Origin of the sequence: Sorangium sp. So ce367 (genome assembly GCF_051520455.1) — a bacterium.
Lineage (GTDB): Bacteria > Myxococcota_A > Polyangia > Polyangiales > Polyangiaceae > Sorangium > Sorangium cellulosum_B.
This window is the reverse complement of record NZ_CP150334.1, coordinates 6,378,474-6,403,255: the sequence shown is the minus strand read 5'-3', so window position 1 is coordinate 6,403,255 and position 24,782 is coordinate 6,378,474. Positions and strand designations below refer to the sequence as shown.

Annotated in this window: 14 protein-coding genes; 5 read left to right on the top strand and 9 right to left on the bottom strand. The window is 71.2% G+C overall.

Translation table 11 applies throughout. The features are described 5' to 3' along the window. Positions 1-22: 22 nt before the first annotated feature. Both WME97_RS24255 and WME97_RS24250 read right to left on the bottom strand, forming a co-directional pair. The gene (locus WME97_RS24255; RefSeq protein WP_437555111.1) at positions 23-913 is read right to left on the bottom strand and encodes a hypothetical protein; all 891 of its coding nucleotides are present in this window, start codon (positions 911-913) and stop codon (positions 23-25) included. A gap of 176 nt (positions 914-1,089) precedes the next feature. Continuing rightward, positions 1,090-1,401, bottom strand: coding sequence for a cupin domain-containing protein (locus WME97_RS24250; RefSeq protein ID WP_231865009.1), 312 nt, complete (start codon positions 1,399-1,401; stop codon positions 1,090-1,092). 319 nt (positions 1,402-1,720) lie between these two features. Here WME97_RS24250 and WME97_RS24245 point away from each other — a divergent pair, with 319 nt between their 5' ends. After that, positions 1,721-2,779 carry a BMP family ABC transporter substrate-binding protein gene (locus WME97_RS24245; RefSeq protein ID WP_437555488.1) on the top strand — a complete coding sequence of 353 codons (1,059 nt, stop codon included), beginning with the start codon at positions 1,721-1,723 and terminating at the stop codon, positions 2,777-2,779. Positions 2,780-2,968: 189 nt separating this feature from the next. Here WME97_RS24245 and WME97_RS24240 read toward each other — a convergent pair whose 3' ends face one another. The 5 genes from WME97_RS24240 to WME97_RS24220 form a co-directional block, all read right to left on the bottom strand. Beyond that, complete coding sequence (locus tag WME97_RS24240; RefSeq protein ID WP_437555110.1) at positions 2,969-3,643, bottom strand: cysteine hydrolase family protein; 675 nt, start codon at positions 3,641-3,643, stop codon at positions 2,969-2,971. Beyond that, entirely contained in the window at positions 3,640-5,229 is a 1,590-nt protein-coding gene (locus WME97_RS24235; RefSeq protein ID WP_437555486.1) for an ABC transporter ATP-binding protein, read from the bottom strand. Before WME97_RS24235 ends, WME97_RS24240 begins: the two co-directional genes overlap by 4 nt. A gap of 2 nt (positions 5,230-5,231) precedes the next feature. Further along, on the bottom strand, positions 5,232-5,927 hold the full coding sequence (gene biuH, locus WME97_RS24230; protein ID WP_437301443.1) for a biuret amidohydrolase: 696 nt from the start codon (positions 5,925-5,927) through the stop codon (positions 5,232-5,234). Positions 5,928-6,063: 136 nt separating this feature from the next. After that, entirely contained in the window at positions 6,064-6,993 is a 930-nt protein-coding gene (locus WME97_RS24225) for an ABC transporter permease (protein ID WP_437555109.1), read from the bottom strand. Beyond that, the gene (locus WME97_RS24220) at positions 6,993-8,093 is read right to left on the bottom strand and encodes an ABC transporter permease (RefSeq protein ID WP_437555108.1); all 1,101 of its coding nucleotides are present in this window, start codon (positions 8,091-8,093) and stop codon (positions 6,993-6,995) included. The genes WME97_RS24225 and WME97_RS24220 overlap by 1 nt, the downstream gene beginning before the upstream one ends. Positions 8,094-8,633: 540 nt before the next feature. On the opposite strand from WME97_RS24220, the gene WME97_RS24215 reads away from it, so the two are divergent. From WME97_RS24215 to pbpC, 4 genes are all read left to right on the top strand, one after another. After that, positions 8,634-9,569, top strand: a complete 936-nt coding sequence (locus WME97_RS24215) for a hypothetical protein (RefSeq protein ID WP_437555107.1) — start codon at positions 8,634-8,636, stop codon at positions 9,567-9,569. A gap of 261 nt (positions 9,570-9,830) precedes the next feature. Then, positions 9,831-12,242, top strand: coding sequence for a GH116 family glycosyl hydrolase (locus WME97_RS24210; protein WP_437555106.1), 2,412 nt, complete (start codon positions 9,831-9,833; stop codon positions 12,240-12,242). A gap of 201 nt (positions 12,243-12,443) precedes the next feature. After that, positions 12,444-18,200, top strand: a complete 5,757-nt coding sequence (locus WME97_RS24205) for an MG2 domain-containing protein (protein WP_437555105.1) — start codon at positions 12,444-12,446, stop codon at positions 18,198-18,200. 3 nt (positions 18,201-18,203) lie between these two features. Continuing rightward, complete coding sequence (gene pbpC, locus WME97_RS24200; RefSeq protein WP_437555104.1) at positions 18,204-20,792, top strand: penicillin-binding protein 1C; 2,589 nt, start codon at positions 18,204-18,206, stop codon at positions 20,790-20,792. A 100-nt stretch (positions 20,793-20,892) separates the two neighbouring features. Here the strand turns inward: pbpC and WME97_RS24195 are convergent, their stop codons facing one another. Both WME97_RS24195 and WME97_RS24190 read right to left on the bottom strand, forming a co-directional pair. Next, positions 20,893-22,167 carry a DUF1501 domain-containing protein gene (locus tag WME97_RS24195; RefSeq protein ID WP_437555103.1) on the bottom strand — a complete coding sequence of 425 codons (1,275 nt, stop codon included), beginning with the start codon at positions 22,165-22,167 and terminating at the stop codon, positions 20,893-20,895. A gap of 8 nt (positions 22,168-22,175) precedes the next feature. Continuing rightward, complete coding sequence (locus WME97_RS24190; RefSeq protein WP_437555102.1) at positions 22,176-24,518, bottom strand: DUF1588 domain-containing protein; 2,343 nt, start codon at positions 24,516-24,518, stop codon at positions 22,176-22,178. Between the last annotated feature and the right edge of the window lie 264 nt (positions 24,519-24,782).

Sequence of the window (24,782 nt, the reverse complement as noted above, 5' to 3'; positions counted from 1 at the left end):
TCCGGCAGCGCTCGCCCCGCCGTCAGCAGTGCTCGGCGATGATCGCCCAGCAGGCGTCCGCGAACTCGCGGTACGTCGATCGGTCGAGCGTCGCCTGCGTCACGGGCATCACGTCCTGGTGCTCGGCGAGCATCGGGCGCAGCGCGCCCTCGATGTCCGCGCTCGTCTCGATCCACAGGAACTCTTCGATGCCGTCGGTGATCTGGCCGCGGATGAGCTTCGGCACCTCGCTCAGCCGGACCTTCTTCGGGCTCCGCCGCGCGATCGACGAGGCGATCTGCTCGGCGTGCGCCGGCCACCGCTTGAGCGCGTTGTGGAACGTGGAGCCGACGAGCCGGAGGATCTGCTGCGCGAGCATCGCCACGCGCGGGCGCTGCACGCGCTCCTCGTTCTCCGCCACCATCACCAGGTAGTCGTCGCTCAGGAGCTTGCGCAGGTCGCTCGAGAGGATCTGCTGCGACTCCGGCGTCATCCGCAGATCCGCGACGTGCGCGAGGAAGATGTCCCGCAGCATGGTCAGCCGCGCCGTCACCGAGCCGGTCGGGGTCGTGTCGAGGATCTCGGCGAGCGGGTCGATCAGCCGGCGCCCGAAGGTGGTGAGGATGTGATCGAGGATCCGCTTCTGGTGCTGCTTGTGGCCCAGCACGGACAGCGCGCGCGCGATGTGCGCCTTGCTCGGCGCGTCGACGAGGATCTCCAGCGGCTGGTCCTGCGGCTTCCCCTCGTACATCCGCAGCGACGCGAACATCTCGCGGAACGCGTCCGCCGCGGCCGCCCCCTCGCCCGGCTCGCCGTAGACCCGGATGACGAGCCCCGAGTCGGGACCGGCGTCGAACAGCCGCCGGAGCTCTTCCCGGATGTCCTCGTCCGTGACGAGCGGCCCCGGAGGGAGCGATTTCCCGCGTGAATCCATGAGCGTCCAGCCTACGGCAAAGCGCAGCGTACCTGAACCTCTGTGCCCCGAGAAAGCGAGCGCCGGGGGCACGCTCACGGTCGGGTGAGGACGTGCCTGCGGCGATATCGTACCCCGGACCCAGGTCAGGCCGGCGTGGTCTCGGGCGGCGCGCTTACATCAGATAGGAAGAGGAATCAGATGAAGACGACGGGCTGCTCCCAGATCGCGAGGACGATGCAGCCCTCGGCGCTCGAGACGCTGTGGCGGCTGCCCGGGGCGTTCATCACGAGCGTGCCGGCGCGGTGGTGCCCGCGCTCGTCCGACTGCGAGCCTGTGAGCACGAAGATGTGTTCATGGCCGCGATGGACGTGCTGCGGCACGGATGCCCCCGGCGCGTAGCGCAGGAGCGCGGCGGAGGCGCCTGCGTCGCTGCTGCCGTAAAGGCGGTGAATCTCGACGCCTTCCCGGAGGCGCCGCCAGGGGACCGACTCCGGATGAGCGGCCATCGTTGCCACATTCGCAATGATGAATGGCAACTGCACAGGCACGAAATCCCGCGTCGCTGCTGGAAGTGTAGCTGTCATCGCGAATCTCCAGTCTTGATGGAACCATGCCACAGCGCGCGGTGCGCGCTCAACGGCAATCACGCGAAACGCGCAAAATTCATGCGTGGGAAAAGTTCCAGAAATGAGGAGTCGGTTACACATCCATGGCGTGAAGAGCACACCGAGAACTCCTCTGTTCGCCGTGTTCCCCGCGGCCGGCGTGGCGCGGGGACAGCGCTTCCTCGCCATCCTCCGTCCACTGCTCCTCTCGCTCTCGCTCCTGCCGTCGGCCGGCTGCAGCAAGGAGGGGTCGAGCGATCAGCCGCTCACGGTGGGCTTCATCTACGTCGGCCCCAGGGACGACTACGGTTACAACCAGGCGCACGCCGAGGGGGCGGCCGCGCTCGCCAAGCTGGCCGGCGTGAAGACCCGTGAGGAGGAGAACGTCCCCGAGACGGTCGCCGTGCAGAAGACGCTCGAGAGCATGATCAACCTCGATGGCGCGACGGTGATCTTCCCGACGTCCTTCGGCTACTTCGAGCCGCACATCCTCAAGGTGGCGGAGAAGTTTCCGGACAAGACCTTCCTCCATTGTGGCGGCCTCTACGACGGGTCGAAGCACCCGAGCAATGTCGGCAGCTATTTCGGTTACATCGACGAAGCCGAGTACGTGTCCGGCGTCGTCGCGGGGATGACGACGAAGAGCGGCAAGCTCGGGTTCATCGCGGCGAAGCCGATTCCACAGGTGCTCCGCAACATCAACGCCTTCACGCTGGGCGCCCGGAGCGTGAACCCGAGCGTGACGACGGCCGTGATCTTCACCGGCGACTGGTCGATGCCCGTCAAGGAGGCGGAGGCGGCCAACAGCCTCATCGATCAAGGCGTCGACGTCCTGACCGCCCACGTGGACTCGCCCAAGGTGATCATCGAGCTCGCGGAGCGGCGCGGCGCGTTCAGCACCGGCTACCACACGAACCAGGCGACGCTCGCCCCGAAGGGGTACCTGACCGGCGCCGAGTGGAACTGGTCCAAGGTCTACACCGACTACATGACGTTCATCCGTGAGGGGAAGCCCTATCCGCACCTCCTGCGCGGCGGCTTCAAGGAGGGGTACATCAAGATGTCACCGTATGGCCCCGCCGTCTCCGATGAGGCGAAGAAGAAGGCCGATGAGGCGAAGGCGAAGCTCACGGAGGGCACGCTCACCATCTTCCAGGGGCCCATCATGAACAATGAGGGCAAGGTGGTGATCGCCGATTCCGTCGCGCAGCAGCAGACCGACATCGCGCTCGAGAGCATGGACTACCTCGTAGCCGGCGCTCTCGGCTCCACCCACTAGAGCGGTGGCCACCCGCTTCGGATACGGGCCCATCTCGACGTTTTCGGTGCTCAGCGCACGGGAGTGCGCTTCCGCGCCGAAAACGCCGATCTGGGCCCGTCTCCTGTGCGGGTGACCACCGCTCTGGAAGCGGTATCGAGCAGCCGCTCTGGAAGCGGTATCGAGCAGCCGCTCTGGAAGGGGCGTCGATCAGAGCGCTTCTAGGACGGCGGCGGCGGGGGCGGTCCAGCCGATGATCGCGCCCTGGGCACGGACCATCTCCAGGGTCGCCGCCTTGAACTCGGGGAAATAACTCTCGGTGGCGTCCTCGATCAACAGGCATTCATAGCCGCGATCGTTCGCCTCACGCATCGTGGTCTGGACGCAGACCTCGGTCGTCACGCCGGCGATGAGCAGGTGGGAGACGCCGAGCGCCGCCAGCCTGGCGTCGAGGCCCGTCCGGTAGAATGCGCCTTTTCCGGGCTTCGGTACGACGAGCTCCCCGGGCGCCGGCGCGAGCTCGGGCACGAAGTCGTTGCCCGGCTCGCCGAGGACCAGGATGCGCCCCATCGGCCCGACATCGCCGATCCGCATCCCAGGAGCACCCCGGCTCCGCTTCGCAGGGGGGCAGTCCGAGAGATCCAGCCTGTGACCCTCCTTCGTGTGGATGATGGGCAGGCCGTGGTCGCGAAACGCGTCGAGGACGCGCCGGACCGTCGGCACGATGCGCTGGAGCCGCTTGACGTCGTTGCCGAGCGCCGCGCCGAAGCCGCCGGGCTCGAGGAAGTCGCGCTGCATGTCGATGACGAGCAGCGCCACGGCGTCCCGATCGGCGACGCGGAAGGGGTACGGCCTCGCCGCGATCTCGAGGGGCCGCACCGTCATCGGTGCCCCGCCATCGCGCGGCCGATCTCCGCGACGTCGGCCGAAGCGATCGGCGACTCGTGGACGATGCGGCCTTCGCTCATCACGAGGACACGGTCGGCCATGGCGAAGATCTCGTCGAGATCCGCGCTCACGAGGAGGACGGCGGTCCCGCGGTTGCGCGCCTTCAGGATGCGGGAGCGGATCTCGGCCACGGCCGCGAAATCGAGCCCGAAGCAGGGGTTTGCGGCGACGAGGAGCTCGATGTCCTCGTCCATGCCGAGCTCGCGCGCGAGGACGGCGCGCTGCACGTTGCCGCCGGAGAGCTTGCCTATCGGGGCGTCGACCGAGGGCGCCTTGATGGCGTACTCCGCGGCGAGGCGCTCGGCCGACCGCCTGAGCGCCGCCCGGCTCACGCCCCAGCGGAGCCTCGTGAAGGGCGGCCTGTCGAAGACGCGGAACCCGATGTTCTCGGCGACCGACATCGCGGGGACGCAGGCGTTGCGCAGCGGCTCCTCGGGCAGGCAACGCACCCGGTGCTGATGGATCTGCGCGCGCGCGGCGCCGTACGGCTCGCCATGGACGAGCACGCTGCCACGCCGCGCGGCGCGCTGCCCGGCGAGGACCTCGACGAGCTCCTCCTGCCCGTTGCCGGAGACACCGGCAATCCCGACGATCTCGCCGCGATGGACCGTGAGCGTCACGCCGTCGAGCGCCGGCCGCCCGCGATCGTCGCTCGCGGCGAGCCCCTCGATGCGCAGGATCGGCTCCCCGGCGGGCGCGTCGCCGCGCGCCGCGGAGACCTGCGCCGGCTGCGCGCCGACCATCATCTCGGCCATGGCCGCCGGCGTGAGGTCCTTGACCTTGCCCCGGCCGGCGACCCGGCCGCGCCGCAGCACCGTGACCTCGTCGGCGAACGCCGTCACCTCGCGGAACTTGTGCGAGATCATGAGCACGCTGATCCGGTGCTCATCGGCCATGCACCGGAGCATCCCGAGCACTTCGTCGGCCTCACCGGGCGTGAGGACCGAGGTCGGCTCGTCGAGGATGACGATCCTGCTGCCGAGGTAGAGCTGCTTCAGGATCTCGAGCTTCTGCTTCTCACCCGCGGCGAGCGCGCGGACGGTCCGCTCCGGATCGAGCCGGAAGGGCATGCGCTCCATGAACGCGCGGATCGCCTCGCGCTCCTTGCGCCAGTCGATCACGAGGGGGAGCGACGCGCGCGCGAGCACGAGGTTCTCGGCGACCGTCATGTTCATCACGAGGGTGAAGTGCTGGTAGACCATGCCGATCCCCAGCGCCTGCGCGTCACGCGGGCTCCTGATGGACAGGGCCGCGTCGCCGACCCTCACCTCGCCGGCGTCGGCCTGGTGATAGCCCATGATGCACTTGACCAGCGTGCTCTTGCCGGCGCCGTTCTCGCCGAGGAGCGCGTGGAAGCTCCCGGGCGCGAGGCGCAGCGAGACGTCGTCGAGCGCGAGCAGCGGCCCGAACCGCTTCGTGATCCCCGCGGCGGAGAGCGCCGGCGGCGGCGCGGGGGGGCCGGGCTCCCGGGCGGCGGCGCGGGGCGGCCTCGCCGCGGGGCTCGAGGAGACGCGCGGGTCCATGGTCACGGGAGCGCCTCCAGCAGCGCGGCGGAGGTCGAGACCGCGCCGAACACGCCGTTCTGCATCTTGATCATCTTCAGCGCGGCGGCGTGGTTGCCAGGATCCGTGGCCGCGCAGCAGTCGGAGAGCAGCAGGCACTCGTACCCGCGGTCGTTCGCCTCGCGCATGGTGGTGTGCACGCAGACGTCCGTCGTGATCCCCGTGAGGATCAGGTTCTCGATGCGGCGCTGGCGGAGGATGAGATCGAGATCCGTCGCGCAGAACGAGCCCTTGCCCGGCTTGTCGATGATCGGCTCGCCGGGCAGGGGCGCGAGCTCCGGGATGATCTCCCACCCGGGCTCTCCGCGGACGAGCACGCGCCCGCACGGCCCGGGATCGCCGATGCCCACGCCCGTGCCGCGACCGCCGTCCGTCCGGCGGGAGCGCCACCGCTTGTTCGCCGGGAGATCGGAGAGGTCCGGCCGGTGCCCCTCGCGCGTGTGCAGGACGTGATAGCCGCGGCGGCGCAGCTCCGCGAGCGCGCGCTGGATCGGCGCGATGCAGGCCCGCGTCAGGGAGATGTCATAGCCGAGCAGGTCGATGTACCCTCCCTTCCCGCAGAAGTCGGTCTGCATGTCGATGACGATCAGGGCCGTCGTCTCGGGGCGGAGCGCGCCGTTGTAAGGCCAGGCGTAGGGATCAGCGGCCACGTAGGGCATCGGTCGAGTCCTCCTGTCATTCAGCGTTTCGCTCGTCTCGTACGGTTCGCTCGTCTCGCGGGGCTCGCTCCTTTCGTTCGTCTCGTTCGTTTCGTACGGTTCACTCGGTTCGTCCGGCGCGCGTCGCGTCGCGCGATCAACGCGCGAGCGTCAGCTCGGCGGGCTGATCGCGCAGGGTCTGGGTCGCGGAGCTCGAGGCGACCATGATGGCCAGCGTCACGATGTACGGCGCGGCGTTGAAGAGGTGGTATCCCCAGGTGATCCCCACGGACTGGAGCGCCGGCCCGAGGGCGCTCGCGCCGCCGAAGAGCAGCGAAGCGAAGAGGCAGCGCACCGGGTTCCAGCGCGCGAAGATGACGAGGGCGACGGCCATGAGCCCCTGTCCGCTCGAGAGCCCCTCGTTCCAGCTGCCAGGGTAGAAGAGCGAGAGGAACGAGCCGCCGACGCCGGCGAGGAAGCCGCCGGCCATGGTCGCGCGCCGCCGGACCAGGTTCACGTCGACCCCCATCGCGCGGGCGCTGTCGGCGCTCTCGCCCACCGTCCGGAGCACGAGCCCGAAGCGGGTGCGGTTCAGCGCCCAGAGCAGGAGCGGGGCGAGCGCGGCCCCGATGAGGAAGAGCGCGTTCACCTGGAGCGCGGAGCGGACCTGGGGGAGATCGCTGAAGAAGCCGAGCGATATCGCGGGCAGGCGGGGCGCCGTCGGCTGGATGAGCGGTTTGCCGAGGAAGAAGGCGAGGCCGACGCCGAAAAGCATGAGCGCGATGCCGACGGCGATGTCGTTGACACGCGGCTTCGAGCACAGCCACGCGTGCAGCGCCCCGAGCGCGGCGCCGATGGCGCCGGCGGCGAGCACGCCGAGCCAGGCAGAGCCGGTGAGGTAAGAGACGCCATAACCTCCCATCGCGCCCATGACGAGCGTGCCCTCCAGGCCGAGGTTCACGCGGCCGCTCTTCTCGGTGAGGCACTCGCCGAGGCTCACGAAGAGGAATGGCGTGCTGATGCGGATGGCCCCGGCGGCGACCGCGAGGGGGATGCCCCAGAGACCGAGCGCAGCTGCGTCGCTCATCATGCCACCGAAGGCGCCGGAGCCGGCTGACGGACCTTGGGCTCGCGGGCAGAGAGGGAACGGCCATAAAGCGTCTCGCTGGCGAGGATCGCGATGAACAGGATCCCCTGGAGCACGCTCACCGTCGCGTCGGGGAGCCGCGCCGTCCGCTGCAGCAGGCCGCCGCTCGCGCCGATGCCGCCGAGCAGGAGGGCGACCGGCATGATCGCGAGCGGGTTGTGGCGCGCGATGAACGCGACGAGGATGCCGGTGTAGCCATAGCCGCTGACCAGCGACCCGTTGGCCCGGCCGTGGACCGCCGCGACCTCCACCATGCCGGCGAGCCCGGCGCACGCTCCGGCGAGCGTGCAGGTGAGCACGACGAGGCGCTTGACCGGCAGTCCGGCGAGGAGCGCCGCGCGGACGTTGCCGCCGCTCATCGCCGCGCCGAAGCCGAACGTCGTCCGGTGCATCAGCACATAACAGAGCGCGCACGCGAGCACCCCGTAGGCGAGGCCCCAGTGGACCTCGAGGCCCGGCAGGCTCCCCAGGGCGTTCTCGGCGCCGATGGAGGCGGTCGAGGGCTTGTTGAGGCTCGCCGGGTCGCGCAGCGCGCCCTCGACGAGGTGGTTCAGGATCGCGATCCCGATGTAGTTGAGGAGGAGGCTGCTGATCGTCTCGCTCACGCCGCGGTAGACGCGCAGCGCGCCGGCGAGGCCGATCCAGAGCGCCCCGGCGGCGAGCCCGGAGACGAGCATCGCGGCGAGCACGGCGGCGGGCGGCGCGCCCCACGCCCGTGCCGCCAGCGCCGCCGACGCGGCCGAGAGCCCGCCCATGGCGAGCGCGCCCTCGCCGCCGATGACGATCAGGCCGAGGCGCGCCGGCAGCGCCGTGCAGAGCGCGGTCAGCATGAGCGGCGCGGCCCGAAGGAGGGTGTTCTGGAGCGAGAACCACGTGCCGAAGGCGCCGCGGACCATGTCGTGATAGACGCCCAAGGGGTTCACCCCCTGGGCGGCCACGAACGCGCCGAACACGAGGAGCGAGGCCGCGAGGGCCCCGAGGGGGATGGCGATCGCTTCGGTCGTCTCACGCCCGAGCAGCCCGTGCGAGATGACTTTCACGCTGCCGAGGATAAGGCCTCCATTATTTCCACACGTTTTCGGGGAGCTTGCTTGTCGTGACAGGACGGACAGGACGGGCGCCTCGCGCCGGGACAACCCGCTCCGGCCGGCGAGCGACGCGCCGTTGTCATGACGTGCGACACCCCGGGGGCTCACCGGGTCGAGCGACGCTGTGGTGGGGTGGCCGCGCTGCGATGTGGCGGTAACGCTGCGATGTGGTCGCCGCGGCGACCGCGAACGGTTCGCACAGCGCGGCGGTCTCCGCCTTGCACCCGCCGTCGCGTGCCGGTGAGTTTGCTTGGCGTTCATTGCGTGGACGGCGAAGAGAGCGGCGAGCGCTCGCGCGCCTGAAAGATCTGGGAATGCCGAGGTCCGCGCCGTGCGGCCCCGGCGAGCCTCGTTCCTGTGCCCACGTGCGCCGCGCGCCGCGCGCCGCGTAGAGGACCGCCGATCGATCCCACCCGCAAACCCCTGACTGGAGGTAACGTTGTCATGCGGTTCGAACGAACGATTCTGTTCCTGCTAGGCGCCGGTGTCCTCATGGCGTCTCGCCCGGCGGTGTCGGCGGACCTGACCTGCTCGTCGAGCGCAACCCTGGAGGCGCTCGTGACGTGCATTCGCGATCAGATGCCCGGCAGGGACTCAGGCATCTTCGTCACCCCGAGCGCGACGCAGCTGACCGCGTGGCGGAGCGTCGTTCGCACCATGATGGGCGGCAGCTGCAATACCGTGCTGCCGTCCAGCCTGTCGTCGTCCGCGCGGATCCGGCTCCTCCGCGACGTCAACAATGGACGAAGGTACTGTGTGCTCATGGAGGTCGGTGATCGGAACAGCGACGGGACCGTCGATCTCGGGCTGGGCACGTTCATCGTGGACGCGGCCGCGGAGCGAGAGCTCGCTCATTCGGCGCCGCATGCGACCGCGGACCTGGAGACGGAGATCCAGGCCGTCAGCGTCTTCAAGGCGACGAGATCCCGAAGCTTCCTGATGGCGGGCGCTCACCGCGATGCGAGCTTCACCGACAGCGTTTGCCAGAGCTCGACCATGGTCTCGGACGTGGCCCACAACGTGACGAACGCGTTTCACGCGACCTACCTGGAGCTCGCGGCCTTTTATGGATCGAGGCCCTGGTGGGGCATTCAGTGGCATGGCATGGCGCGAGATACCTGCGCGGAGGACGTGTTCGCCTCGCACGGCATGGATGTCGCCCCTGTCTCGGGTGACAAGATACTGGAGCTCAAGCGCAACTTGCTGGCCGAGAAGCCCACCTGGCGGGTCGGCGTTCCCGGCAGCAGCGATTGTTCGCTGAACGCGACGACCAACGTTCAAGGCAGGCTCCTCAACTTCGTTTCGGCGAGCCAGGTCTGTGGTCGCTCCGCCACGAGCTACAGCGGGCGCTTCGTTCACATCGAGCAAGATCCGGCCTTTCGCCTCGCGGACTACTGGACCAATGCGGTCAAGGCCACCTGGCCATGAGGGCCGCTCCTCGGCCGCGCGCTGCGGAGCAAGCCTGGCGATGAAAAGAAGGATCGTAGGGGTCTCGCTCGCGCGCTCGAGTCGTGCGCGTCGTGGAAGGCGCCCTGGAGATTTCGCGTCGCGCTAAAGGCCGCCCGGGTGAACAGCGACGCGCGAATTCAGGTTTGCCTCGGAAACGACGGAATGTTTCAGCGGTAACGAAGTGAATGCATTGCCATTGGTACGGTGACGTGTGCGTACGATCTGCATATGCTCGCCGTCATGACATTGCCCCTTGTCCCACTACGCTCTCTGGGTGTCGTCGCCGCCGGTGCCGTCCTCGTCGTGGCGACAGCCTCGTCGTGCGGTGGAGGTGGCTCGAGCTCGTCCTCGTCGGATGGCGGATCGGGGCCTGGCGGCGCCGGTGCCGGAGCAGGAACAGGAGTCGGCGCCGGAACAAGCCAGGGCCCTGCGAGCAGCTCGTCGTCAGGGGCGGGCACCGGCGGCGCTCCACCCGCGGTCGGCTCCGGCGGCAGCGAAGGCGGCGGCCCGCCGGCGCACGTGCCGGGCGAGCCGATCTCCATCCCGGCTCAGGCGTGGAGCAGGGGTATCACGGACGGCGTCTACGAGGACGGCGCGCCCATCGGCGGCTTCGGGGCCGGGACGATCACCTGGCGGTTCGACGGCAGGTTCTACAAGGGTCGCCTCGATATCGGGAGCAATGACCAGAACGTCGACAACAACGCGGGCTTCTTCATGTACCAGAAGGCCGAAGGGGGCGACGCGCAGACGAAGCGCCTCGACAAGGACGGCCTGGGCCAGGGGCAGGCGACGTACTCCTCGCTCTTTCCGCGCTCGTGGGTCGATTACCACGGCGCGGCATTCCCCTGCAAAGCGAAGGTCGAACAATACAGCCCCATCATCCCGGGCGACTACAAGAAATCCAGCTATCCGGTCGGCGTCTATCGGTGGGAGATCACGAATCCGACCGGAGCGCCTTGCGACGTCGCCGTGATGCTGACCTGGAAGAACGATCACGGCGGCAATGGCGCCACGGTGCAGACCTCCGGGGACGACGTCGGCCTGGTCCTCACGCGCGGCGGAGGGGCGCCGAACTCCGAGGGACAGGGGGAGTTCACGCTCGCCAGCCGGAACGCGCCGGGCGTGGTCGTCTCGTACCAGTCGGCCGACAGCGTCGCCGCCCTGCAGAGCGAGCTCGCCAACGACGGCGCGCTCGCCAACACGACGGGCGGGCACTCGCTCGGGGCGATCGCGTTCAAGGCGACGGTGGAGCCGGGGAAGAGCGTCATTGTGCCGATCGTGCTCGCGTGGGATATCCCGGTCACGCAGGCGGGCTCGGGCGACAGGTGGTACCGCGCGTACACGCGCCACTTCGGACGGACGGGGAACGCCTCATGGACGATCGCGGCGGAGGCGCTCGCCGAGCACGAGCCGTGGCTCTGGGCGATCCAGGACTGGCAGGCGAGCGTGCTCGACGATCCGAAGTACCCGGAGTGGCTCAAGGGCGCTCTGTTCAACGAGCTCTATTACTACGCCATCGCGGGCACGTACTGGGAGGCCGGCGCTGCGTCCGGCCAGCCGGACGACCCGGACGAGGACATGTTCACCAGCCTGGAGTCGTACATCTACCCGTTCTACGGGACGTCGGACGTGCGCTTTTACGGCTCATGGGCCCTGTTCTCGCTCTGGCCGGACATCGACAAGCAGGAGATACGGCAGTTCTGCGACAGCGTGACGACCACCCGCTCCGACAGGCCGCGCGCGCTCGGGACGACCGCGCACGATTTCGGGGATAACGAGAGCGTCTTCCGAAAGTGGAACGCGTACACGTACCGCGACTCGACCAACTGGAAGGATCTCAACTCCAAGCTGGTCCTGATGGTCTATCGCGACTGGGCGCTCACCGGGAAGACCGACAAGGAGTTCCTCGATTACTGCTGGCCCGCCGTGAAGATGGCGATGCAGAAGGTGAAGGGCCAGGACGGCGACGGGGACGGGCTGCCGGAGAGCAACGGCATCGATCAGACCTACGACGACATGGATCTGCACGGCAACACCGCGTACTGCGGAAGCCTCTTCCTCGCCGCAAGCGAGGCCGCGAAGGAGCTGGCGACCGCGGTCGGTGACGCCTCGCTCGCGGGCACCTACCAGACGTGGTTCGATCAGGCCAAGGGCGGCTTCGAGTCGAAGCTCTGGACGGGGGCGTATTACAAGATCGACACGGGGAGCCGGGACACGAACCGGATCATGTCGGACCAGCTCGCTGGCCAGTGGTACGCGCGCGCCCTCGGGCTGCCGCCGATCGTCGACCCGAGCCACGCCGTGTCGGCGTTCACGAAGATCTACGAGAACAACTTCAAGCGGTTCGACGGCGGGACCCGCGGCGTCGTCAACGTCATGACCGCCAATGGCTCGGTCGACGGGACGAGCAACCAGACGCGCGAGTGCTGGGTGGGCACGTCCTGGGGCGTGGTGGCCGGCATGATCCAGGAGGGGCTCGCCGCGCAGGCAGGCGAGATCGGCGTGAGCCTTGTCGACACGATCTGGAAGACCGACGGCCTGTGGTTCCGCACGCCGGAGGCCTGGGAGGGCAACGGCAGCATCCGCGCGCCCTACTACATGCGCGCCACCACGCTGTGGGCGGCGAAGCACGCGTACGATATCGCGCCGTAGACCCGCGATATCGCCCTCGCGAACCGGGCGTTGCCCCCCGACTCGCCGCCGCCCACACAGCCGCGGCGGGCGCGGCCAGACCCCGGGCGCCGCGCGTCACCGGCGCTCGTCGGGTGTGTCTCGCCTGCCACATCACCCGCCCGGATTCCGCCGTGGACTCGCCTCTTGCGCCCGCGGCATCCCCATTGCTGAGTCGCGGCCATGTCCGTCGCTCCGCGCCTCCGATCTGCGCCCGCCGTTCTCGCGGTCATCGCCCTCAGCCTGGCGTGCGTTCAGGGCGCGCGCGCCCCCAACGTCCCGCCTCGAGGGACGCTCGCGCCCGGCGCGCTCGAACCGGGCGGAAAGGCCGCGGCAGGGCCGTTCGCGGTGGTCTTCGGCGCGCCCCGCGGGCAGACCACGAGCCCCGCCGAGATCAGCCTCGTCTTCAACCGGCCGATGCGATCGCTCGATCTCGCGGGCAGCGAGGCCGCGGCGCCCGCGGTCCTGAAGCCGTCCGCGCCTGGACGCTGGCGCTGGGTCGGCACGAGCGGCCTCACGTTCGTCCCCGAAGGCCGCCTGCCGCGCGGCACGGAGTTCACCGTCGAGGTCCCGGCGGGCACCCGCGCGCTCGACGGCAGCGCGCTCGCCGAGCCGTACTCCTTCACCTTCCGAACCGAGCTGCCCGCGGTCGCGCGCGTCGAGCCCTGGTCGGGCAAGGACGACCTCAAGCCGGAGGCGAGGTTCGAGCTGCGGTTCAACCAGCCGGTCGACACCGCCGAGATCGCGCGACGCGCGTCCCTCACGGTGGGCGATCGAAAAGACAAGGTGGCGTTCGAGGTGCGGCGCCCCGACGCGAAGAACGAGATGCTCGCCGAGCTCGTCCCCCGCGCGCCGCTGCCGCGCGACAGCGAGATCGAGATCGCCGTGGCCGAGGGCCTCCGCGGCCGCGAAGGGCCGCTGCCGGCCGGCGAGGAGCAGCGGTTCACGTACCGCACCTACGGGCCGCTCCGGGCGCTGCGCCCCCAGTGCGATCGCGACTCGCCGCAGGGGCGCTGCGCGGCCGACGGCGGGTTCACGCTCGCCTTCTCGAACCCCATCAAGTTCGCGGACGCGAAGCGGGCGATCTCGGTGGAGCCCGCCGTCAAGCTGCTGTGGCCGTCGTGGATCGAGGACGACGAGCCCACGAGCCACATCCCCCTCGGCGGCGCCTTCGCCCCGGGCCGCAGCTACCGGGTGCGCGTGGCCGCCGGGCTGCGCGACGTGCACGGGCAGGCGCTCGCCGGCGTCGTCACCGAGGAGATCGCGTTCGACGATCGCTGGCCCGAGGCGCAGATCGGCCTCGTCGGGAGCGTGTTCGAGCCGGCCCAGCGGCGCGAGATCCCGGTCGTGTCCGTGAACGTGCGCGAGCTCTCGCTCGCGGTCGGCGCGATGACCGAGGAGATGATCCTCGCGCTCCAGGGTGATCCGCACAGCCCGGGGCGCAGCCCGAAGATGGGCGAGATCGCGGCGCTGCCCTCCGGCAAGCAGACGGTCCTGCGCCCGGCCGCCGCGACCAACACGCCGGCGACGCACCTCGTGCGCGCCGCCGAGGTGCTGGGGGGCGAGGGCAAGCGCGGGCCGCTCGCGATCGGGATCAGCTACACCGCCCGGCCCGGGACGCGGCACGCGCGCACCACCTCCGAGGCGGTGATCGCGCAGGTGACCGACCTCGGGATCAGCGCGAAGGTCTCGCCGAGCGGCTCGCTCGTGTGGGTGACGCGCCTATCGACGGGGGCGCCGGTGCCCGGGGCGCGCGTGTGGATCCGGGCACCGGGCGCGCCCGCGCCCGCGGCGGTGTCGACCGACGCCGAGGGGTTCGCGGTGGTCCCCGCGACGGCGCACGGTCCGGAGGCCACGACGACGCTCGGGCGCAGCGTGGTCTTCGCGCGCGCGGGCGACGACTGGACGTACCGCACGGTCGCCGACTCGCTCAACGGGTGGCGCTTCGGCGCGGCGTCGGACTTCAGCGAGGCGCGCCCGTTCGGGATGATGTTCTCCGATCGCGGCATCTACCGGCCGGGCGACACGGTGCGCGTGAAGGGGATCTTCCGCGAGGAGGGCGCGCGCGGGGCGAAGACGCCGGCCGGCAAGAGCGTCGCGCTCAAGGTCGAGGGGCCGGACGGCGAGGCGCTCGTCTCGCTCTCCCCGACGCTCGGCGCCTTCGGCACGTTCTCGGCCGACGTGAAGATCCCCGAGAGCGCGCGGCTCGGCACGTACAGCCTCGCCGCCACGGTCCAGGGCGGCGAGGCGGGGTGGCCGGACGTGATGGGCAGCGTCGAGGTCGCCGAGTACCGACCCGCCGAGTTCAAGGTCGGCGTCGAGAGCGACAGGCCGAGCTACGTCCGCGGCGACAAGGCGCGCTGGACCGCGCGCGGCGATTACCTGTTCGGGGCGCCGATGACGAACGCGGAGGCAACGCTCTCCGTGACGCGCGCGTCGGCGTCGTTCTCGCCGCCGGGGATCGAGGGGTTCACGGTCCGCGAGGACGAGCTCACCGACGCGCTGCGGGACCAGGCGCCGCGCGGGTTCGAGGTGCAGAGCGCGCGCGAGAAGCTCGACGCGGCCGGGCAGGCGGCGATCGGCGCGGCGCTCTCGATGCCGGGGCAGCGCGGCACGGAGCTCGTCACGTGCGAGGCGTCGGTGACCGACGTGTCGCGGCAGACGATCGCCGGGAGCTCGACGGCGCTCGTGCACCCGGCCGAGTTCTACGTCGCCCTCAAGGAGCCCGAGCTCTTCGCGAAGGCGGGCGACGTGCTGCGGCCGGAGATCCTCGCGGTCGATCCGAAGGGGGCGCGCGTCGCGCAGGTCGCGGTCCGGGTCGAGCTCGTGCACCGGACGTGGACGCTCGCGCGGGAGGAGAGCGGCAGCGCGTACCGCAGCGTGAGCGCGCCGGTCGACAAGGTCGTCGCGCGGTGCGGCGTCACGACGGCGGCGGCGCCGCGGAGCTGCGAGCTCACGGTCCCGTCGGGGGGCTATTACCTCCTGCACGCGACGGCCAGGGACCGCCGCGGCAACCCCGTCGGCGCCGCCGCCGGCGTCTACGCGCTCGGCGAGGGCGGCGGGGGCTTCGGCGACAGCGACGAGCTCAAGGTCGACCTCGTTCCCGACCGCGACAGCTACGAGATCGGCCAGACGGCGCGCATCATCGTGAAGTCGCCGTTCGCCTCCGCCGACGCGCTGGTCACGGTCGAGCGCGCCGGGATCTCGACGCACCGGAAGGTGACGCTGTCGGGCGCCATGCCCGTGATCGACGTCCCGATCACGGAGGACCTCCGGCCGAACGCCTTCGTCTCGGTGCTGCTCCTGCGCGGGCGGACGAAGCCGCAGCCCGCGCCGGGGAAGGGCGGGGCGCCTGGGCCCGACGTCGGGGCGCCGGCGTTCCGCCTCGGCTACGCGCCGCTCCGCGTGAACCCGGAGGCGCAGCGGCTCGCGGTGCGCGTCCGCGCCGACAAGGCGGACGCGCGCCCCGGCGATCCGATCCGCGTGGACGTCGACGTCCGCGACCGCGCCGGCCAGCCCGCCCGCGCGGAGGTCACGCTCTACGCCGTGGACGAGGGCGTGCTGTCGCTGACGGGGTACACGACGCCGGATCCGATCCCCGTGTTCGGCGCGCCGCGCCCGTTGAAGGTGGCGACGATCGAGACGCGCGAGGCGCTCGCCCGCGTGCGCAACCCGTTCGCCGACCTCGGCGCCGACAAGGGGCGCGCGGGCGGCGGCGGCGCCGAGGGCGGCACGGGCGTGCGCCGCGATTTTCGCCAGAGCGCCTACTACAACCCCGCGCTCGTGACCGACGCCTCCGGGCAGGTGCACGCGAGCTTCAAGCTGCCGGACTCGCTCACGACGTACCGGGTCATGGCGGTCGTGGCCGCCGAGGACGATCGCTTCGGCTACGGCGAGTCCCGGGTGACGACGAGCCGCCCGCTCATGGCCCGGCCCGCGCTGCCGCGCTTCCTCCGCGCGGGCGACGCGATCGACGCGGGGGTGGTCGTGACCTCGAAGGGGCTCGCGAAGCCGGCGACGGTCGAGGTGGAGGTCACCGCCTCGGGGCTGACGCTCGCGGGCGGCGCCAAGCGCTCGGTCGAGCTCGCGCCGGGCGGGTCGGCCGAGGTCCGCTTCGCGCTCTCGGCGCCGCGGGCCGGCCCCGCGACGCTGCGCTTCCGCGCCACCGGCGGCGGCGCGTCGGACGTTGTCGAGGTGAACCGCGAGATCAAGGCGCCCATGGCGCCGGAGGCCGTCGCGCTCTACGGCGACACCACCACGGCGAGCGCGGAGCGGCTCGGGGACCTGTCGGCGATCCGCGACGACACAGGCGGGCTCACGGTGAGCCTCGCGCCGACAGCGCTCGTGGGCCTCGGCGGCGGCGTGGAGCAGCTCCTCGAGTACCCGTACGGCTGCACCGAGCAGCTGACGAGCCGGATGGTCCCGCTCCTGTCGCTGCGCGACCTCGCGAAGGCGTACGGGATCGCGCTGCCGAAGGACCTCACGGCCGTCATCGGCAAGACGGTCCGGGAGATCCTCTCGCACCAGCGCGGGGACGGGGGCTTCGGCTTCTTCGCCGAGTCGGACCGCGCGGACCTGTGGACCACGGCGTACGCGCTGTGGGGCCTCACCGAGGCCAGGCGCTACGGGGTCGCGGTGCCGCCCGACGCGGCGGAGCGCGCGACGTCGTACCTGCGCCAGGAGCTCAACCGGATCGGCGCCGACCCGCTCCTCCGGGCGACGGCGCCGTTCCTCGTCGACGTCCTCGCGGCGAGCGGCGCCCCCGACCCCGGGCGCGCGAGCCAGCTGTTCGACGAGCGCGACAAGCTGCCGCTCTTCTCGAAGGCGCTCCTCGCGCACGCGATGGTGATCGGCAAGAGCGACAGGGCGTCCGTGGATCAGCTCGTCCGCGAGCTCGAGGGCGCGCTGCGCCTCGACGGGCCGGTCGCGCGGGCCGTCCACAACCACGGCGACGCCTACGCGGTCCTCATGGACTCCGAGGCCCGCACCTCGGCGCTCGTGCTGCGCGCGCTGCTCGCGGCGCGGCCGGCGCACCCGCTCGCGCCGCGGCTCGCGGCGGGGCTGCTCGCGGATCGCCGCGGCGGTACGTGGCGCAGCACGCAGGAGACGGCCTGGGCGTTGCTCGCGCTCGATCAGTACCGGAAGGCGCAGGAGAAGACGGCGCCGGACTTCGACGCGCGGGTGTTCCTGGGGCAGGCGGAGCTGTTCTCCGCGCCGTTCCACGGCCCCACGACGGAGCAGGTCAAGACGTCGATCCCCGCGGCGAGGCTCGCGAGCGCCGCCGGCGCGCCGCTCGCGTTCGCGGTCGACGGGCGCGGCCGCCTGTTCTACGAGGCGCGGCTCCGCTACGCGCGCAAGCAGCTCCCGACGGAGGCGCTCGACCGCGGCTTCTTCATCGAGAAGTCGCTCCGCGCGCTCGCGCCCGAGGACCTCTCCGCCGTCGTCGGCGGCGCGGCCGGCGCGGCCCCGCCGTCGGTCGCGTTCGCCGGTGGCGACCTCGTGCTCGGCGAGATCGTCGTGGTGACGCCGTCTCCGCGCGACTTCGTGGTCATCGACGATCCGCTGCCGGCGGGCCTCGAGGCGGTCGACGCGCGGCTCGCGACGTCCGCGCGCTCGCTCGACGTCGACGCGGCGGAGGCCCAGGCCGAGGCGGACGACGCCGACGCCGATCAGGACGACCTGCGCGCGACCGGCCGCGTCTACGACCCGAGCCGCTTCGTCCGAGAGATCCGCGACGATCGCGTCCTCTTCTTCGTCGACCACATGGCCGCCGGGATGTACCGGTACCGGTACCTCGCGCGCGCCACGACGCTCGGCTCGTTCGTGGTCCCGCCCGCGCGCGCGGAGGAGATGTACAGCCCCGAGGTCTTCGGCCGGACGGGCGCCGTCACGGTCCAGGTCGGGAGCCGAGGGCCGGACGCGGCGCCGCGTCCGCGCTGAGCCGTGCGCGCGCCCTCCCCGGAAGGACCCGGCCGCGCAGGGCGGTGGCTCGCGCGCCTCGGCCCGCGCGCGCGGCGGATCCTGCGCCGCGCGGCGCAGATCGCGGTCGCCCTCGCCGTCGCGCCGTGGCTCCTGCTGGCCGCCCTCGCGGCGCTCACGCCGCTCCCGCCGGAGCTCGGAGCGCCGGAGGATCACGCCGTGTCCACGGTCCTGCTCGACCGTCACGGCACGGTGCTCCGCGAGCTCCGCGCTGGAGACGGCGCGCGCGCGCGCTGGCTGCCGCTCTCCGAGGCCGGCGATCGCATCCAGCGCGCGCTCCTCGCCGCGGAGGACAGGCGGTTCGCGCGCCACCCCGGCGTCGATCCGATCGCCATCGCGCGCGCCCTCGGCCAGCTCGCGGCGGAGCGGCGCGTCGTCTCGGGCGGGTCCACGATCACGCAGCAGCTCGCGCGCACGCTCGTCCCGCGCCCGCGCACCGCGCGCGGCAAGCTCGGCGAGGCGGCGCTCGCGCTGCGCATCGAGGCGTCGCTCTCGAAGCGCGAGATCCTCGAGCAGTACCTGAACCGCGTCGCGTTCGGCCCGGGCCTGCGCGGGGTCGAGGCGGCGAGCCGCTTCTACTTCGACAAGCCCACGCGCGACCTGTCGCTCGCCGAGGCCGCCGCGCTCGCCAGCATGCCGCGCGGCCCGGCGCTGTACGATCCGCGTCGCGGCACCGGGCCGCTCGAGCGCCGCAGGAACCGCGTCCTCGATCGCATGCTCGCGGCCGGCCTCGCCGGCGAGGCCGAGGTGGCCCGCGCCCGCGCGGAGCCCATCGCGCTCGCCCCCAAGGGGGGCGGCCTCGGCGCGCCGCACCTCGTCCGCGCCGTGCTCGGCGGCGCGCTCGGCCCGGGCGCGGGCCTCCCCGCCGAGGGCGCCGGCGCCGCGTCGCCCCGCGGCCGGGCGACCTCGATCACGCTGACGATCGACCGCGGCCTCCAGCGCGAGATCGAGGTCCTCGCGCAGCAGACCGTCCGCGGCCTCTCGGATCGCGACGTCGGCGCGGCGGCGGTGGTGGTGATCGAGAACGCGACCGGCGAGATCCTCGCGTACGTCGGCTCGCACGACATCGACGACGCCGCCGGGCTCGGCCACAACGACGGCGTCCTCGCGCTGCGCCAGCCCGGCTCTGCGCTGAAGCCGTTCGTCTACGAGCTCGCCATGGAGAAGCTCGGGTTCACCGCCGCGACCGTCCTTCCCGACGTCGAGCTCTCGTTCCCGACGGCGGACGGCAACTACGCGCCGCGGAACTACGACGGCCGCTTCCACGGCCCCGTCCGCCTGCGGGACGCGCTCGCCAACTCGTACAACGTCCCTGCGGTCTGGGCGGCGGCCGCGCTCGGCCCCGAGCGCGTCCTCGCGCGGCTCCGGGAGCTCGGCCTCCGCTCGCTCGATCGCGAGCCGTCGCGCTACGGCGTCGCCATCGCGCTCGGCGACGGCGAGGTCCGCCTTGTCGACCTCGCGAACGCTTACGCCACGCTCGCGCGGGGAGGCTCGTACCTGCCGGTGCGCGCGGTGCGCTCGTTCGCCCCCTCGTCGCCTCCGCGCCCCTCATCACAAGCGGCCTCTTCCGTGTCGCCCGCGTCCAGCGGTAGCGGCACGCCCGCCGAGCCGCCCGCGGTGCTTCCCGAGCGCGGCGCGCGCGTCCTCGACGCCGCGCGCGCCCGGGTGGTCGTCGACATCCTCGCCGACGACCGGGCGCGGCTCGCGTCGTTCGGCGAGGGCAACGCGCTCGATCTCCCGTTCCCTGTGGCCGCGAAGACGGGCACGTCCAAGGGCTTCCGCGACAACATCGCGGTCGGCTTCACGCCCGACGTCACCGTCGCCGTCTGGGTCGGCAACTTCGACGGCTCGCCCATGGGCGGCGTCAGCGGCATCACCGGCGCGGGCCCGCTGTTCCGCGACGCCATGCTCGCCGCTGCGCGCGTCCGGCCGCCGCGCCCCTTCGATCCGCCCGATCCCGAGCAGCTCGCCGAGGTCGAGGTCTGCGCCCTGTCCGGCATGAGGCCGACCGCCGCGTGCCCGCACCACCGCCGCGAGCTCCTCCCGCGCGGCGACGCCGCGGCGCTCTCGCCGTGCGACATGCACGAGACCGTGCGCATCGATCGCCGCAACGGCCTGCGCGCCGGCGCCTGCCCCGACGCGGCGGTCGAGGAGCGCGTCTTCGAGCGCTACGACGCGGAGCTCACCGCATGGGCGCGCGCCGCCGGCCGCCCCCTCGCGCCCGATGCGGCGTCGCCCCTCTGCGGCGCGCTCCCCGGGGCACCCGGCGCTCCTCCTGCCGGCGCCGGCGCCGGCGCGCGCGTCCGCGTCGCGTACCCGCCCGACGGCGCCCGGTTCGTCCTCGACCCGTCGATCAACTCGCTGCAGGCGATCCGGCTGCGCGCCGACGTCCCTCCGGGCGTGCCCCGCGTGCGCTTCGTGCTCGACGGGCGCCCCATCGAGGTCGGCCCTCCGTTCGCGCTCGACTGGCCGCTCGTCGCCGGCGCGCACCGGCTCCGCATCGACGCGGACGGAGCGACCGCCAGCGAGGAGATCGCGTTCTCGGTGGAGTGAGCGGCGGGCGAGGCGACATCCCGTCTCCTCGCCCGCCGGCTCCGATGACGTCACCCGCGCTGCAGTCGATGGCGGGGCGGCGCGCCGCCCGCAGGCCACATCACCCCAAGATGGGCAGGTCTTCTTCCTCGGAGAGCGGGAATCGCTCCACGAGCGGATCGTCCGCGATCCCCGCCAGCTTGCGCAGCGCCTTGTGGATGTGCCCCGGCTTGAGCCGGACGCCGCCCTCCTTGGGCGCGAGCGTGACCGGATCGACGTCGAGCGGGTTGTGCCGGTCGTCCGTCGCGCCGATCACCCGGTTCCCCGCGATGCCCGCGCCGGCCAGGATCATGCTGGTGATGTTCCAGTGGTCCTTGCCGTTGCCCTCGTTGTAGCCCGGAGTCCGCCCGAAGTCCGAGCCCACGACGAGGACGATCCGGTCCGCGATGCCCTGCTCCTCCGCGGCGGTCAGGAGGAAGTCGATCCCGTCGCAGATCTGGTCGAGCCGCGGGATGTGGTTGTCGTCGTGGTTCCCGTGCGTGTCGAACCCGCCCACCGACAGGTTGGCGCTCACGCAGATGCCGGCGCGGTAGGCCGCGAGCGCGACCTGCGCCTGCCGCCGCAGCGAGGCGCTCTCGAACTCCGCGGGCAGGTACTGGATGAGCTGCTTGAGCTCGTTCTGCCCGACGCGCGACGTGAAGAGCGTGCTCATCGCCTGCTTGACGTGGGGCAACCGCTGCTGATCGAGCTTCGCCGCGTGCCGCGCCTGCCGCGCCTCCAGGAGCCGCGTCATCGTGGCGTCGGTGTGGTACTGCTCGCGGTTCTCTTCGTTCCCCGGATCGATCCTGTTCGGATAGGCGAGCCGCTGCAGGAGGCCGGTGTCGGGTATGCGGGTGACGGCCACGACGTTCGCCGTCGTGTCGTAGCCGCCGTTGCTGATGAACCCCATCGGCAGCGCGCCGCCGTGGACGCCGGCCACGAGCGCCGCGAAGGCGGGTTTGCCCTCGCGGAGCGTGCCGCACCACGTGTTGCGGACGCCGGCGTCGTGGCTGTTCGTCCCTGTGTCGATGCCGTTGATGACGAGCAGCTTGCTGTAATGCTTCTTGAAGAACGCGTCGTTGCCGCCGACCGGCGCGTACTTGAGATTGCCGGCGGTCCCGATCGCCGCGCTCAGGTAGCTGCGGTTCATCGCTTCCCGCGTCTTCTGCTCCTCTTCGTCCCGCGCGCCCTTGGGATCGCAGAGGCTCGTCGGGTCCCAGCCGCCGCTCGCGTGGATGTGGACCCAGAGCGGGCCCGCGTAGGGGCCGGCCGCGGCGGCGTCCCTCGACAGCACGCCCGCTGCGACGACGCCGAGGCCCGCCATAGATGCCAGTTTGAGGAAATCTCGACGTTCCATGGCTGCTCCTACTGGTAAAGAAACCTGAAGTCCGAAAGGAGATAGGTCATGACGCTCATCCAGGCGCGGACCGTGTAGTTCTCGTCGCGCGTGAGCTTCTCTTCGTCGGGGAGCCCCTCTCGAGTCCAGTAGTCGTTGTGCACCTGGCAGGGGCCGGGCAGCGACCTCGAGAGCCTGCCCTCCTCGCCCTCCGGCTTCGCCATGCCCGCCTTGCCCTCCTCCCACGTCTCGAGGAAGACCTTGTATGTCCGCTCGATCTCGGGATCGCCGAGCTCGAGCGACTCGCCGAGCACCCGCTTGTGCAGGTACTGGATGTTCTGCTTGATCCCCTCGACGGCCGGCAGCACGTCGAAATCGTTCGTGTCGCGCGGCTCGAACGTCGTCTCGACGTACGGGAAGAGGAGCCGCTCCTCCTGCGGGAGGTAGAGGTCGCGCGGCACCGCGACGCACGCCATCTCGTTCGCCATCCGGTCGGCGATGTTGGCCATGATCCCGTTCGGCTCCGTGATCCGCTGGATCACGTCCTGCGAGTCGATGCCGCCGTACAGCATGCGGTAGGCGTCGCGCCGGAGCAGGAAGTCGTAGCGACTGCCGTCGTCCTCGAACGCCCGCGGGCGCCACGGATACCCCGTCACCGCCCAGATCTTCCGGTGCAGCTGCTCGGGCCCGAGGAACCGCGTGCCGCCGAGCTGCGTGAGCGCCTCGCCCCGAGACGCCTGCGCCACGTTGCGCGCCCGGAAATAGGGGCTCTTGACGATGGCCTTGACGACCGTCTTCAGGTTGTAGCCGCCGTCGGCGAAGTCGTGCGCCATCGTGTTGAACGCGTGGTACTGGGCGAGGTACGCCCGGAACTTGGCGTTGAACTCCGGATCGTCGTTGCTCGGGGCGGCGAGCGGCTGTTGCCCGGTGAGGCCGGTGTACATCGTATAGACGGCCGAGAGCGCGAAGCGGGGGTCGTCGGCGACGCGCTTCGCCACCCACGAGAGCGCGGTCGGGAACTCGCTGAAAGGCACCGACTCGGCGCCGAAGCCCGGCGGCCGCATGTCCTCGTACCAGGTGTCGTCCTCCCTGTACCGGCCCGCGGAGTCGAAGCTGTGGAACCCGCCTGACAGCGGGTCCAGGGCGGCGTGGCAGACGGTGCACGCCGCGTTGTTCATCGTCGGGTTGAAGTCGGTGATCTTCGTCTGATCGAGCGGCTGCTCGGCCGTCTTCAGGATGTCGGTGCCGAGAAAGAACTGATAGACCATCCTCGCGCGGTGGCGGTTCCTGTTGGTGTTCGTCGTCGGGTGCCTGGACAGGAAGACGGGGGAGGTGAGCACGCCGGCGAGCGGGATCGGATCGCGCTTCGCCGGGACGAACTCGTCCGGATCCGCGTCGTTCTTGAACTCGGCCGTCACGCCGTACGCCTTGGCGGAGAAGGGGTTCACGACCGTGTAGTCGGCGGTGAGGACCTCCTTGAAGGACCTGTCGTTCCGCACGATGTAAGCGATGAGCTCGAGCGGCTCCCTCCCGACGGCCCGGTTCGTCCAGCTCTTCAGCTTGTTGGCGACGTCCTCCAGGTCCCGCGCGCCGTACCTCGCGACCAGCGCCGGATCCTGCGGGAGGCTGTTGTACCACTTCGGATCGTACGCGTCGCTCCGCAGCAGATCGACGGCCTCCTCGCCGTTCAGGTAACGGTCGGTGAGGAAGAGATCGTTGTAGATCTCCTTCAGCCGCACATAGAACGTCTCCTCCGTGAGCAACTGGTCCAGGATCGGATCCAGCGCGGCCATGCCGCTCTCTGCGACGGCCTCCTCCTCGGCCTCGGTCGGCAGGCGCCCGGCGAGCTCGAGGCTCGCCGTGCGGAGCGTCTCCTCGGGCCCGCTCATCACCACGCCGGCGAAGGAGGCGTTGACGTCCGTCTCGCAGGACGACGGCTCCTTCGTCCGCTCCACCATCGCCCGGAGCGCCTCGACCTCGGCGCTGTCCGAGGCGAGGACCTGGCCGCCGCCGTGCTCGATGGCCTTCGTCGGCTTGAGGAGGACGTACGACTCGCCGCCGAGCTCGAGCCCGGCGAGCGACTTGAACGTCGCGAGGTTCTTGTCGAGGAACCCCGCCTCGCTGCTCCCGGCGAGGATCAGCTTGGACTCCGCCGCCTGCCCCTGCGGGTTATGGCAGCCGATGCACTTCGTCGAGAGGATGGGGACCCACACCTTCTCGGCGAAGAATTGCTCGTCGGAGATGCACGGGCCGTCGGCCTCGCTGCTGCAACCGGCGGACACGGACGCGAGCGCGCTCGCGCCCGCGGAGAGCCCCAGGAGCCCCAGGGCCGTCGCGGCGCGCTTCCGGAGTAACCATCCTATTCTCGGCATAAGCATCCTCGCCGGGAGCGCTCGCGCGACTCCCACGTTGAGGGGACCGGGAGAGCGGAGCCCCGAATCGCGTTGAAAGAACACACACCGACAGCCCCTATCGCAGGGCGCATCCACCCCGCGATGGCCGGGTCCTCGTTCATCGACCATCGACACCCGATGAGGCGAGCTGGACGAACGCCCGCTTCATCGCTTGCGTAGACCACGTACTCTACCCTCTCGAGGGCCTCGCCCGCTATGCGCTCAGCACATTGCTTGATCAGA

What these genes read in the sequence shown, in the direction of transcription:
- WME97_RS24255 (WP_437555111.1), bottom strand. Translation starts at nt 913, where the DNA reads ATGGATTCACGCGGGAAATCGCTCCCTCCGGGGCCGCTCGTCACGGAC.
- WME97_RS24210 (WP_437555106.1), top strand. Translation starts at nt 9,831, where the DNA reads ATGACATTGCCCCTTGTCCCACTACGCTCTCTGGGTGTCGTCGCCGCC.
- WME97_RS24215 (WP_437555107.1), top strand. Translation starts at nt 8,634, where the DNA reads ATGGCGTCTCGCCCGGCGGTGTCGGCGGACCTGACCTGCTCGTCGAGC.
- WME97_RS24240 (WP_437555110.1), bottom strand. Translation starts at nt 3,643, where the DNA reads ATGACGGTGCGGCCCCTCGAGATCGCGGCGAGGCCGTACCCCTTCCGC.
- WME97_RS24235 (WP_437555486.1), bottom strand. Translation starts at nt 5,229, where the DNA reads ATGGACCCGCGCGTCTCCTCGAGCCCCGCGGCGAGGCCGCCCCGCGCC.
- biuH (WP_437301443.1), bottom strand. Translation starts at nt 5,927, where the DNA reads ATGCCCTACGTGGCCGCTGATCCCTACGCCTGGCCTTACAACGGCGCG.
- WME97_RS24250 (WP_231865009.1), bottom strand. Translation starts at nt 1,401, where the DNA reads ATGGCCGCTCATCCGGAGTCGGTCCCCTGGCGGCGCCTCCGGGAAGGC.
- WME97_RS24205 (WP_437555105.1), top strand. Translation starts at nt 12,444, where the DNA reads ATGTCCGTCGCTCCGCGCCTCCGATCTGCGCCCGCCGTTCTCGCGGTC.
- WME97_RS24225 (WP_437555109.1), bottom strand. Translation starts at nt 6,993, where the DNA reads ATGAGCGACGCAGCTGCGCTCGGTCTCTGGGGCATCCCCCTCGCGGTC.
- WME97_RS24190 (WP_437555102.1), bottom strand. Translation starts at nt 24,518, where the DNA reads ATGCCGAGAATAGGATGGTTACTCCGGAAGCGCGCCGCGACGGCCCTG.
- WME97_RS24195 (WP_437555103.1), bottom strand. Translation starts at nt 22,167, where the DNA reads ATGGAACGTCGAGATTTCCTCAAACTGGCATCTATGGCGGGCCTCGGC.